Source organism: Chlamydiales bacterium (assembly GCA_016185065.1).
Taxonomy (GTDB): Bacteria; Chlamydiota; Chlamydiia; order Chlamydiales; family Rhabdochlamydiaceae.
Map to the genome: position 1 here is coordinate 660,987 of JACPOL010000008.1, position 12,628 is coordinate 673,614.

Annotated in this window: 12 protein-coding genes; 3 read left to right on the plus strand and 9 right to left on the minus strand. The window is 49.4% G+C overall.

The genetic code is table 11. The features are described 5' to 3' along the window. Positions 1 to 2: 2 nt before the first annotated feature. Entirely contained in the window at positions 3 to 392 is a 390-nt protein-coding gene (gene umuD / locus HYX48_06940) for a translesion error-prone DNA polymerase V autoproteolytic subunit (GenBank protein ID MBI2743636.1), read from the plus strand. After that, a complete protein-coding gene (locus HYX48_06945; protein ID MBI2743637.1) occupies positions 392 to 1,642 on the plus strand; it encodes a Y-family DNA polymerase in 1,251 nt (416 codons plus the stop codon). Before umuD ends, HYX48_06945 begins: the two co-directional genes overlap by 1 nt. Here the strand turns inward: HYX48_06945 and HYX48_06950 are convergent. From HYX48_06950 to sucC, 8 genes are all read right to left on the minus strand, one after another. Next, positions 1,635 to 1,985, minus strand: a complete 351-nt coding sequence (locus tag HYX48_06950; protein ID MBI2743638.1) for a HigA family addiction module antidote protein — start codon at positions 1,983 to 1,985, stop codon at positions 1,635 to 1,637. The two genes, HYX48_06945 and HYX48_06950, sit on opposite strands and share 8 nt — an antisense overlap. Positions 1,986 to 1,999: 14 nt before the next feature. After that, positions 2,000 to 2,281, minus strand: coding sequence for a type II toxin-antitoxin system RelE/ParE family toxin (locus HYX48_06955; GenBank protein MBI2743639.1), 282 nt, complete (start codon positions 2,279 to 2,281; stop codon positions 2,000 to 2,002). A 285-nt stretch (positions 2,282 to 2,566) separates the two neighbouring features. Then, positions 2,567 to 3,973 carry an F-box protein gene (locus tag HYX48_06960; protein ID MBI2743640.1) on the minus strand — a complete coding sequence of 469 codons (1,407 nt, stop codon included), beginning with the start codon at positions 3,971 to 3,973 and terminating at the stop codon, positions 2,567 to 2,569. Continuing rightward, a complete protein-coding gene (locus HYX48_06965) occupies positions 3,970 to 5,616 on the minus strand; it encodes a hypothetical protein (GenBank protein ID MBI2743641.1) in 1,647 nt (548 codons plus the stop codon). The genes HYX48_06960 and HYX48_06965 overlap by 4 nt, the downstream gene beginning before the upstream one ends. Then, positions 5,613 to 7,169 (minus strand): F-box protein, encoded by a 1,557-nt coding sequence (locus HYX48_06970; GenBank protein ID MBI2743642.1) that lies wholly within the window; start codon positions 7,167 to 7,169, stop codon positions 5,613 to 5,615. The genes HYX48_06965 and HYX48_06970 overlap by 4 nt, the downstream gene beginning before the upstream one ends. A 102-nt stretch (positions 7,170 to 7,271) precedes the next feature. After that, positions 7,272 to 8,420, minus strand: a complete 1,149-nt coding sequence (locus tag HYX48_06975; protein ID MBI2743643.1) for a M50 family metallopeptidase — start codon at positions 8,418 to 8,420, stop codon at positions 7,272 to 7,274. Positions 8,421 to 8,424: 4 nt separating this feature from the next. Then, a complete protein-coding gene (gene sucD / locus HYX48_06980) occupies positions 8,425 to 9,300 on the minus strand; it encodes a succinate--CoA ligase subunit alpha (protein MBI2743644.1) in 876 nt (291 codons plus the stop codon). Positions 9,301 to 9,304: 4 nt separating this feature from the next. Beyond that, entirely contained in the window at positions 9,305 to 10,471 is a 1,167-nt protein-coding gene (gene sucC / locus HYX48_06985; protein MBI2743645.1) for an ADP-forming succinate--CoA ligase subunit beta, read from the minus strand. 88 nt (positions 10,472 to 10,559) lie between these two features. Here sucC and ftsY point away from each other — a divergent pair, with 88 nt between their 5' ends. After that, positions 10,560 to 11,495, plus strand: a complete 936-nt coding sequence (gene ftsY, locus HYX48_06990; protein MBI2743646.1) for a signal recognition particle-docking protein FtsY — start codon at positions 10,560 to 10,562, stop codon at positions 11,493 to 11,495. A 2-nt stretch (positions 11,496 to 11,497) separates the two neighbouring features. Here the strand turns inward: ftsY and HYX48_06995 are convergent, their stop codons facing one another. Further along, complete coding sequence (locus HYX48_06995; protein MBI2743647.1) at positions 11,498 to 12,532, minus strand: hypothetical protein; 1,035 nt, start codon at positions 12,530 to 12,532, stop codon at positions 11,498 to 11,500. Between the last annotated feature and the right edge of the window lie 96 nt (positions 12,533 to 12,628).

Sequence of the window (12,628 nt, forward strand, 5' to 3'; positions counted from 1 at the left end):
AAATGACTGCCATACCTCTCTTTGAAAGCAGTGTCTCCGCAGGGTTTCCCTGCCCTGCTGAGACCAGCATCGATCAGACACTTGATCTGAACGCACTCCTCGTCACCCACCCTGCTGCCACCTTCTTTGTCCGCGTGCAGGGAAACTCGATGGAGGGGGCGAACATCTTCTCTGGGGATATTCTCATTGTCGACCGCTCGCTTGAAGCCGTCCATGGAAAGGTCGTCGTTGCAATTCTAGGCGGAGAGTTCACCGTCAAACGCCTCCACAAACGCCGTGAAAAGATCTCTCTTGTTGCAGAGCATCCCGACTACAAGCCCATCGAGATCTCCACAGCCAGCGACTTCCAGGTCTGGGGCGTAGTCACCCACGTCATCCACCAGATGCGCTAATGTTCTATCTACTTGTCGACTGCAACCAGTTCTTTGTCGCCTGCGAGCAAGTCTTTAATCCCAATCTGCTTGGAAAGCCAGTCGTTGTACTCTCGAGTAGTGACGGATGCATCCTCGCGCGCTCAAAAGAGGCAAAGGCCCTCGGCATTCCCATGGGAGCACCCGTCTACCAGTGGGCGCAATTCTTCAAAGAGAGAGGCGTGCATACGCGCAGCTGTAACTTCGCCCTCTATGCCGATATGTCTCAACGCGTCATGCAGACTCTGCGCAGCTTTGGAACAGAAATTGAGGAGTACTCGGTCGATGAGGCCTTCCTGCTGGCCCCTGCAGAGGAAGCGCTGGCAATAAAAGAGCGAGTCTTCAAGTGGACAGGCATTCACGTCTCCATCGGCATCGGCACCACTAAAACTCTCGCTAAGGTCGCCAACGACCTAGCTAAAAAACTCCCTTCGGGCATCCTTCAACTCACAGAGCCTGAAACGATCGACTCCCACCTGCGCAAGATCCCTCCTTCCGATATCTGGGGCGTCGGATCGCGCCTAAATACAAAGCTCAAAGAAGAGGGCATCCGCACCGCGCTCCAGCTTAAAAACGCCTCCGATCCTTGGCTGCAGAAGCGCTTCTCTGTCATGCTGCTGCGCACTGCGCTTGAACTCCGCGGTATCCCCGCTCTCTCCCTTGAGGAGATCCCCGAAATACGACAGTCGCTTACCCACGCGCGCTCCTTCTCTCACCGCGTCACAGCACTCAGCGAGCTTGAAGAGGCCCTCTCCTCCTACGTCGCCTCCGCCGCAGAAAAGCTGCGCAGTGAAGAGCTATCCTGCCGCTCCCTCTCCGTCTTCCTCACCACTTCCCCCTTTCTCTCTCCTCCCGACTACTACGCAAATACACTCTCGATCACCCTTCCAGAGCCCACCTCCTACACTCCCCTGCTCATCAGCTCTGCCAAAGAGGCGCTTAAGAAGATCTACCGCGAGGGCTTCCTCTACAAAAAGGTCGGCATCACCTTTGCAGAGATCTCCTCTGCAACTGCCCACCAGTCCGACCTCTTTACACAGGCCACCACACATCCAGAAGTACATGAGAAGAAGAAGCGCGCCATGGCGCTTATCGATCAGGTGAACTCCTCAACCGGAGCCCACCTCCACTTCGCCGCAGAGGGCATCAAGAAAGAGTGGAAGAGACCCGCAGAAAACTGCTCTCCCCGCTACACAACGCGCTGGGACGAGCTACTGACAATTGTTAACTAAAAGACGGGGATATTCTTGCGATTCCAATATTTTGCCTGATATGAAGGAACTCGCCATTTTTAAGAATCGGCTTAACCTGAACATGCTTGCGTTCGTGTTCTTCAATCCATAAATCGTAGTTCTGCTGTAAATTAAGCCAAAGTTGCGGGGTTGTGTCGAGCGCTTCTGCTAATGAAAGCGCAAGAGAAGGAGTAATGCTTGCTGCGCCAGCTCTGATTTTAAATAGAGTATTGCGAGCGATGCCCAACCTATCAGCAAACTTTTGCAAATTTAGTTGCAAGGGTTCGATATAAAGTTTGTCTAAAACTTCTCCCGGATGTGTAGGCTTTCTTCTCTTTGCCATAAATTACATTCTCTCTAGTGGTGGTCTATTAAATTTACGTCGATTGCTTCACCATTTTCAAAGCGAAAAATAATCGTCCAATTACCATTGACATGAACCGAATAGAAGCCTTTAAGACCTCCTTTTAAAAGGTGAAAGTCGGATCCAGGAAAGTTCATGTCTTTAGCCTCCATCGCAGAGTTAAGCAGATCCAAAACAAGTTCGATCTTCTTTGCGTGGGCTGCCTGAATCCCCGCTTTACTTCCAGAATCAAAGAACTTCTTCAACCCTTTATGCTTAAAACTCTTAATCGCCATGAAATTCTCGTTTATATCAATGTAATCAATTAGATTACATTTGTCAACAAAGCCAATATTCTTACAAAGTAGGCCTCTAGAAGGAACTACCCACACTTTCTTTTGACCGAACGAAGAGAGGTCCCTGGACTGCGGCGCTTTTTGCGCCGCTCTGGCTTCTTAAGTTAAGTTTGTTACACAACAAAATGTTGTGACAAGACAACAGAATGTTGTAATCAAATACTCCAGCCGGCAACTACAGCAGCGGCCTGACATTGTTTCTGCGATTAAGAAAAGATGAGCTGGTCACGAGCGAAACAGGAGATTCCAGATCGCACTGAAGAAGTCTAGGATACAGTCGAAGAACTGCACAAAGAGGCTGCGTTCAGGCTCGGGTAAGGGGCCTTGAAGAGGCTGGTTAAAATCAATCCTGACATCTGTACCGTTAAGGCAACGGATTGTAAGAACTCCTCTATTGAACTGAAATTCTGCATGGACCTGCTGTCCTATTAGGATCGCGCGGCGCTCTCCTGTTTCTAAATCGTAAATGCCAAGGCGGGTATCTTCAAGCAGCAAGACCCTATCTCCCAGCGCGAGCATGGTGGACCTGGTCTGTCTTGTTTCATGATAAGCAAGCTCGTTTCCAATATCGATTTCTATAACCTTCAGCGGCTCGCCTGCCATGTTTTCTGGATCGAGCAGCAGCAGCTGATCGCTATCCTCAGTTTCAACTCTTGCACAATTTCCTTTTGATGTCTGAACCACATCGCCAAAGATCTTACCGCGCACAACTCCCTCTGAACGCATCGTCTCAAGATTAAAGATCTCTGTGCGCTTCTCACTCTCAAATGTCCCTGTGACAAGTACTCTTCCGCATCGGCTAGTGATGCGCCCAAAATAGATAGGATCTGTTAGAGGGATATGGAGAAGATCTGGATTGTGATACTGGTACTCTCCATCTCTCGTCACTTCAACAAACCCTTGGCAGACGCTGATTTTAGTGGGAGTTGCAAAAACGATCTTGCCACCCAAAACCGTAAAACCATAACACCCCTCAGGTCCTTTTATCAGGCGGCTCTGAGTATCAGTTAAAGACCAGTGCGCTACATATGGATCGAGCCGAACTCCTATGACTCCTATGTCTCTTTCCTTATTTCCAAACAGATAGAGCTGACCATCTACAATCTGACCTTGATCATACTCTGAAGGTACTCCTCCTGGAAGCCGCAACACCGGAAATAGATCCTTCCATCTGATTGTCTTTGTGATCTCTCTTGTAGAAGAGTCTCTGACACAAAGATTCTCTCCCTCAACGGTAAAAAGAAGATCCCCTCGTCCAGTCATGTAACCTCGCAAGGGAGCCCCTAAAGCGTTTGTCATTGCGGGAAGCGAAGCTGCATGAAAAGATCTCTGAGTTCTCCCAATCCGGTTCAGCGCTTCCAGACAGCTAACCTTCGGATCATCACCGGGAATTACGGAGGGCAGTGTTCTCTGGATAATGATCTTCCATCTATCGGAGTGGGTAAGCTGGGCCCACTTTTTGCAAGTTGCAGCAATTCGAGCCAGCTCTTCCAATCCGGCTATATTGTTCTCTCCACTTCCTTGAAAGCAGGAGAAAATGTGAATCAAACAGTCATCGGGCAGCCCTACTATCGAAGGAGAGCAAGCAGACTGTGCATCTAGCGACATGCTAGAGACTGCTCTTGTACTCATGACAGCTCCTCCATCCCCAGGCAGCTGCGCACGCAGCTGGCAAGCCAGCTGAAGAAGTCTAAAATGCAGTCGAAGAGGCTACGCTCAGCAGGCGCTGCAGGTGCTGCCCGTTGAGGAGCTTCGACGGGCGCTTGAGGCGCAGCGGCAGCAGGAGCTGCAGGTGCTGCCTGCTGAAGAGCTTCAGCGGATATAAGGGGAGGTTGAAGCGGAGCCTCTTCTGGATAGTCTGGCAGAGGAAAGTCGGGTTCAAGCCCTTCCTGCAGCCTCAAGTTAAGTTCAATGACCGTGCTCTGGTATCTGTAAACTCTTAGAATGCCATCAAAGAGCTGGAAGCTCATCGCTCGAGCATTCTGGAACTCATCCACACCTAAGATCTGCCTTCTCTCTCCCTGCTCGTTGTAGAAGGCAAGAGATGCTGCTCCTAAAACGAGCAGACCTGCGCCTAATCGAAGCAGATTTGATCCCTGATAACTCGTACCAAAGCGAAAAGGTAGATGGTCTCTTTGATCAATAATTATCTTTTTTGTTGGAGTGGCAAAGAGATCCGAAAATTTCAATAATTGTAGGGATTCAAGAACGCTATCTTCTTTTATCTCTTGGACTCTTATCCAGACACCCTCACTTGTCACAGCACTATCATGAATAGAGATGTAATCACTTTTAAGTAATTTTCCCAGATAAGCCATTTTCTGAAGATTGAAAATATGTATCTCATCCGCCGTTCTTGGATCTTTGAAGCTTCCATGTGTGAAAACCAGGTTGTCATGACAAACCAGTCTGTGCGTTTGAAAGCCCTTCGGCATGCGGACACTTCCCAAGTGGCTTCTTCTATTATGATCGTAGATATCAAGAGAAGAAGAGGTGGCAATTACAAGTCTATTTTGTGAAACCGCGTAGCGGAAATCAAAATGGGAACAACTCACTTTATCGATGGGATAAGAGCTCCGCTGAGCGCTATCTGTAAGATCCTCCACTCGGATAGCTGTAGGAGTTATGGAAAAGAACTTTTCTTGGGCTATCCAAGGAGTTATCGCTAGCCCTTCTAGTCCAGAATGTTCAACATCATACCCCCTCTCGTACCCTCTTAGCATTTCGCAACTCTTAAAATCCCTTAAGCGCCACTCATAACCCTCACCATCTTTTGCTGCCGTCCAAAAGAGCCCTCCCCTCTGAATGTAGATCTCTCTAGTGGGCTCCCTCGGATTGTCCAAGTTAGGAGGAGGAAAATGTTTATAGAGAGGAAACCGCCCTGCAAGCAGATTGCGCACCATCAGAGCTTCCCAAGCGCGGTAGCGCGCTCGTATGTCGCCCTCTCCTTCTACCTCTACTCCCTCTTCCGTTGGAAGTTGCGGCAGCGAAGGAAAACACCTCGCAATAAGATCTTTTGCGCGCAGATCGGCAGCACCCGCTGCCCATTGTTTGCATACTACGGCGAGATCGATAAGCTCTCGTCTACGCATAGAAAAATGTCCCTGCGCATCTATCGCAAAAGAGAAGATACGATCAAGCATCTCCACAGGAAGAGAGCGCGCAGGGGATGCGCCGTCCTTTGGAGGCACTGCTGATCGGCACGGAGCTGCGGTGGCTGCTATTGCTCCCTTGCTCTCTATGAACTCTAAACCTAATCCTAATCCGCTGCTCATGGCTGCTCCTCCATCCCGAGGCAGCTGCGCACGCAGCTGGCAAGCCAGCTGAAGAAGTCTAAAATGCAGTCGAAGAGGCTACGCTCAACAGGCGCCTGAGGCGCTGCGGCAGCGGGAGCTGCAGAAGCTGGTTGAAAGGGCTGGATTGGCCGATTAAAATCGTAACAGTAAACGTCTTGACAACCTTCTTGTATTCTTAAAACTCCATCAGAAAATTGAGCATAATTAGGATGATTCATGAAGTTTGTTTCTTCTCTCATTTTAACTATGTCATGAGAGGATCTAGCTTTGAGATTTAAAAGAGTGATCTTGGCTGCATCCTTGATGCAATCATCAACAACAACTACTCTTCCTCCAAAAGGAATAAGGCCCGGAGTTAGAATTCTATAAAATGTTCCTGGAAGAACTACTGTTGTCACTCTTCTTCCTTGTCCCGAAGACAAGGTCTCTTCCTTGACTAGTTGCAAACTATTTGAAAATCCTACTCCTTCGGATTTGCCGGTCTTTAACACAGAAAAAGCCGGAAGTTTCACATCTGTTCCTTCTGATCTTAGAGTTGAGAGATTGAAATGCTCCTTGATGTAGTCGTTACCTACACTACTCAGATATACGCAGACTCCTCCTTGCCATCCAGTAATACACACAAATGGACGCTCTTTCTGATAAGGGGCAGAGGGAACCTCTCCCACTTTTTTACAGGTTGGAAGGTCGTAAACATGAATAGTTAGCTTCTCTTTTTTGGCATCTTCCATCGCACATACAAGCTTTCTATCCACAACCTTAAAATAGCACTCCCTCCCGGCAACAAATCCAGGATCTTCTATCCGCAAAACAGGAGCTGTACTTGAGTTTAAAAGATCCCAGATACAAAGCACACACTGACTTCTGTTTTCTAAGGTACGTCCGTATACAATCAGCTTCCCATAAGCAATGAGAGGTGCAAACTTTTCAAATAGAAGCGCATCTCCACAATTAGAATACATCATGAGCAGATGAGAACTTACATCTATAGATCTTACAATTCCTAATGGGGCCTTGAATTCTCTTAGTTCAACAAGCCCTCCTTTGATCGTACAAAAGAGGGTGTCCCTTTCACCTCTCCAAACAGGTAGGCTACGAGAGCTTCCTTCGGCGACTGATGGTCTATAGTCTGTAGTATCTGGTATTGTTTCAATGAGCGTCCGGGTAAAGTGGCCTGCGTCCAGGTTTCTTTGAATTCTATTCAATCGTTCAAGGCAGCGCTCTTTCAGATTCTCCCCAGGAGGCAAGGAGGGAAGTGATCTTCGTCTTACCTCTTCCCAGAGTGGCTTCTCTGCTACCCTGCGCCACTCTCTGCATGTGGCTGCACAGGCAGCGAGATCGCTCACTCCATCCATAGAAAATGAAAGAAATGCAAGCCTCTCTGGAAGCTGAAATTTAAAGAAGATATTCTCAAGACAATCCTCCACGAGCAAGCGCGCAGGACATGAGCCGTTCTGTGGGGGCACTGCTGATCGGCACGGAGCTGCGGTGGCTGCTATTGCTCCTTTGCTCTCTTTGAACTCTACGCTCATGGATAAACTCGTTGTGATTTGCAAAAAATTATATCAAATTTTGCAAAACAAGTAAAAAGCAAATGGGGGTTCAAAAATTAATTATCAGCTAAAACAGATAACTTAATTTTTTATTATATTTAGAATGAAAGATTGGAAGGCGGGATCTTGTCGAATGGGGTTAAATGCCTCTTGTGAAAGAACTTCTTGAATGTTCTGAAGGCCCTCTTTTAAAGCGGTTTGGAGCCAGCCAATGGCAGCATTTGTTTGGGAAAAAGAAGCGCAGGCGTAGGCGTTTCTGAGGGCAGTTTCTACGCTTGGCCAGGTCTGAAAGCACCTGCCGCCGAGTTCGATCACAAGGGGGTAGTCCTTCTGATCAAAGGCGGCTTTGTGCAGCAGGCAGAGAGCGTCGGAAGAGAGCTCGCCCTGGATGGGAAGAAGAAGCTCATACGCCTCTTTGGCTCTTCCCTCTTCGTAGTCTAGGTAGGCAAGATACTGCGTGGAGAGGAGGTAGATCATCCCCTCTCTTGTGCGGCTGAGAATTTTATTCAGAGTCTCTCGAGCGCGCTCTTTTTGGCCAGCGTGCAGCAGAGTCTCCGCTTCGTGAATCATCATTTTAAGCTCGGCGTCTCTGTCTTTTTCCGAAAGCTGCCTGCTCTTTCTCCATGTTTCAAAGCTCTGGAAGCCCAGAAGGAAGAAGAGGGCGCCTACCAGAAACGCTTGATAGAGAAAGAAGAAGAGGCTCATGCCGATTGCAATCGCCATGCTGGTAAGAAGCGCATACTTAAATCCGCGCACTCCCCAGAAGGCCTCGCAGACGATGCGCAGCAGCTGTCCGCCATCGAGGGGCATCACAGGAAGGAGGTTTAAAAGCGTCCAGAAGAGGTTGACCCACTGAAGTGTTCCAACAGCTCCCAGCATAAGCTCGTTTGAAGGAGGAACAAATTGAAGCACGAGAGTAGCGAGGATAAATAGAATAAAGCCAAAAAGTGGTCCGTTAAAGACGATGAGAAACTGCTTGGGAAATGAGAGGTTCTCTCCCTCGTGGTAGGTGAGGCCTCCCCAGGCGACGAGCTCGATGCGCGGGTGCCTCCCAAAGAGAAGAGCAGTGAGGGCATGGCCAAACTCGTGGAACAGCACAGAGACGAGGATGATTCCCATCCAGATGAGAGTGCCCATCCAGGTCTGGCTATTGACATATCCGATGAGTGCTGCAACAAGCCAGAACATCGGAGAGATCGTTAGCGGAATGCGCCTTGCGATGCGAGCCATTTTTCTATTTTCCAGCTAGCGCTTTTTCAACTGCTTTTCCCATCTCTGCTGGCGACTCGGTAACGATAACGCCGGCAGCTCTTAACGCATCCATCTTGTCTTTCGCAGTGCCTTTTCCACCAGAGATAATCGCGCCTGCGTGTCCCATCCTCTTGCCTGGAGGTGCGGTGACGCCAGCAATGAATGCAGCAACGGGCTTGGTGCAGTGCGCTTTAATCCACTCTGCAGCCTCCTCTTCGGCGCTGCCTCCGATCTCTCCGATGAGCAGAATCGCTTCTGTTTCTTTATCTTTTTCAAAGAGTTTAAGAACGTCGATGAAGCTTGTGCCGTTAAGAGGATCTCCTCCGATGCCGACGCAGGTCGTCTGTCCGAGACCCGAGAGCGTCGTCTGCCAGACAGCCTCGTAGGTAAGTGTCCCAGAGCGCGAGACGATTCCCACTTTGCCGCGCTTGTGAATGTATCCGGGCATGATGCCGATCTTGCACTCTCCAGGAGTGATGATTCCCGGGCAGTTGGGGCCGATAAGGCGGCTCTTGCTGCTTCTCATCACGCGGCTCACTTCCAGCATGTCGCGCACGGGAATTCCCTCTGTGATGCAGACGATGAGAGGAACGCCTGCGTCTTCTGCTTCCAAGATCGCATCAGCCGCGTAGGCAGCAGGCACGAAGATGAGCGAAGCGTCGCAGTTCAGCGCCTTCTTAGCTTCATAGACGGTATCGAAGAGAGGAAGGCCCAGCACCTCTTGTCCGCTCTTGCCCGGTGTGACCCCGCCGACAAACTTCGAACCATAGAGAAGCCCCTGCTCAGTGTGGAATCTGCCCGCTTTTCCCGAGAGCCCCTGTGTGATGACTCGCGTCTTTTTATCGATGAGAATGGCCATGAATCTATACTCCTTTCACTGCGGCAACCGACTTTTTGGCCGCCTCTTCTAATGTATCCGCTGTTGTAATTGGCAGGCCCGACTCTTTGAGAAGCCTCTTTCCCTCTTCGACATGAGTTCCCTCCATTCTGACGATGAGAGGCACTTTAAGTGCGAGCTCCGATGCAGCGTGAATGATCCCCTCTGCGAGGGTGGCGCAGTTCATGATTCCGCCGAAAATATTCACGAGAATCCCCTTCACCTGAGGGTCGAGAAGAAGGATTTTAAAGCCCTCCGAGATCTTCTCTTTAGTGGCGCTTCCGCCCACATCGAGAAAGTTGGCGGGCTTCATTCCATAGTAGTTGATAATATCCATCGTCGCCATCGCAAGGCCTGCGCCGTTGACCATGCAGCCGATCGTGCCATCGAGTGCGATGTAGGCGAGGTCAAACTCCTTCGCCATCACCTCATTCTTCGAGTACTGTGTCGAGTCGTAGTAGGCCGCAAGGTGCGGGTGGCGGAAGAGAGCGTTGTCGTCGATTCCAAACTTAGCATCTAGCGCCCAGAGATTTCCCTCGGGATCCTCCACGAGCGGGTTGATCTCCAAAAGGGAGCCATCATTCTCGATGAAGGCCTTTGCGACGCCTTGAGCTATGTGTCTTCCCTGTTTTGCTGTCTCTCCACTCCAGCCCATGAAGTTGCAGAGGCGCAGAAGATGAAAGGACTTCATGCTGCCATCAAATCCGATGGGAAGAGTTAAAATCTTCTCTGGATGGGCCTCTGCCACCTCTTCGATCTCAACTCCCCCTTCGGGAGAGGCGATAAGCACAGGTCTTGCTCTGTCGCGATCGATCACAGCGCCCAGGTAGTACTCCTTCTTGATCTCAAGCGGTTTGGAGACGAGCACCTTGTGTGCAACAACCCCCTCCTTCCCCGTCTGATTATTCACCATCTTCATGCCGATGAGCTTCGAGGCGACAGACGCGATCTCTTGAGGCGTCTTTGCAAACTTCACACCGCCCGCCTTTCCCCTTCCACCCGCATGCACCTGAATCTTGATCACAGCCTCTTTTAGGCCGAGCTCCTTAACCAGCTGCTCCACCTCTTTCACACTGCCCGCCACTCCAAATGGAGGAATCGGGATGTGGTAGCGGGACAAGATCTCTTTGGCTTGATACTCGTGAATATTCATCTTGAACTCAAAAATTTAATTCGTTTCGTTATAGTAAGTGTTAAAATTCTTTATCTGATAGAATCACATTTCTATCAAGGTGTATCGCATGGTATTGGGTTTTCTTAAATCGAGTTTCCAAAAAGTCAAGTCGGCTCTTTCAAAAACGCGCTCCCTGCTGGGAGGAAAGATCCGCGCACTCTTTGGGCAGCCCTGGGATGAGAAGACCTTTGAAGAGCTCGAGGCCATTCTGTATGAAGCCGATCTAGGCTCTGTCTGCGTGCAAGAGTTTGTCGAGCACGCCAAACACTTCCTGCGCAAAAATGCCGATGCGCCCAAAGAGGAGCTGATCACCTCCATGCGCGATCTCGCCTTGAAAATACTGGAGGCTCCCGCGAAGGTGACGCCGCAAGCACCAAAAGCAGGAGAGCCTCTGGTGATTCTGATTGTGGGGGTAAATGGAAGCGGAAAGACGACCAGCATTGCCAAGCTTGCCAAGCAGTTTCAAGTGCAGAACAAGAAGGTGCTTCTGGGGGCTGGCGACACATTTAGAGCTGCAGCCATCGAGCAGCTAACCACCTGGTCTGAACGTCTCGGTTGCGAAATCGTAAAGTCTCAACCTGGCAGCGACCCTTCAGCAGTGGCTTTTGACGCCCTCACCGCTGCAAAAGCGCGCGGAGCAGATGTTGTCATCATCGACACGGCTGGAAGGCTTCAGAATAAGACCGAGCTCATGCGCGAGCTGGAGAAGATGCGCAAGGTCTGTGCAAAAGTCGTTTCCACAGCGCCACACGAGACGCTCCTCGTTCTCGACTCTACCACCGGCCAGAACGCCGTCGATCAGGCCACCGTCTTCCACCAGTTCACTCCCTTAACCGGCATCATCCTCGCTAAGCTCGATGGCTCCGCAAAGGGCGGCATCGCACTCTCCATCACCAAGCAGCTCGGCATCCCCATCCGCTGGATTGGGGTCGGCGAGAAGATGGAGGACCTCCTCCCCTTCGACCGCGAAGCCTACGCAAACGCCCTCTTCAGCATTGAATGAAGCTATTGTCTGCGAAAACGTGGCGTAACCACTTCCACACACTGAAGCTTTGTACAGCTCTTTTTTATCACGTCTAGATCATGGCTCTTACATAAGCGATCGTCCATTTTCAATGTGGTCAGCTGCGTTCCATGCCTTGTGATGGCTTCCAAGAGCAGCGCTGCCCCTTCAATGTGAACGCCATCAGCTCTCACTTCGACGTACTTGCCCATGCTAATGCTAATATCTAAAAAGGTTAACTTAGGAAGACTTTTAACCAGATGGGTCACATCTTGGGCGCTAATCCCCCAACATTTGTGGAGATCTACCGACGTGAGAGAAGGAGTTTGAGCAAGCGCCTTCATTGCATTTTTCTCAACAACATCAGACCAGTTATCTCGAAGAGATACCCTTTTTAATTTACGCATTTGAGAGAGAAGATAGCCCATCTGCTCATCGTCTAAAGAGTAGCACCCGTCAAAAGAGAAAGTAGTGATCCCAGAACATTTTTGCGCAAGTGACATGAGAAGCGCGCCGCCAACATATGTATATCTGTAATCATCATCTCCTTGATTAGGAGCCTGCCAAAAATCATCAGAAAGGCGGAGCTCTGTTAAAGACGCAGGTCTTTCTGTAAGAATGCGATCAACATATTGCAACTGATAGTCTCCCTGTTTTAAGCTCTCAAAACAGGTTAAATTGCTCATCTTGCCTAAGAGGTGAGAAACTTCTCTCCAGGGAGTTCCTATGCTTTCTCTCGTAAATTTATCGTAAGGAAGAAATCCACGATAAGTGATAGTGCGTGGCTGCCTCAAGATGAGTTCAAAGACTCTTTTTGCTGACTGTCTAAAATCGTAACACACAGGTAAAGTTCCTGCGAAGTCGCTTGGAGAAAGAAAAGAGAGCGCTTTATCTAAGAGATCCCGAGGAAGATTCATTAACCTTGATTTAGAAGGCTCTCCTTTTTTGGGGGGAGGAGCTTCTTTCTCCACCTTTAAGCGCTTACTACTGCTTCTGAGCACCATTCTTGTCGAACTTGCACCACTTACTGCTGTCATAGTTCCCTCATTAAAAAATCTATAATATTGTAAATTATAATATATTACATTTCAACACATAACGTAATTAACTTATCTTTAATATATTAAACATCC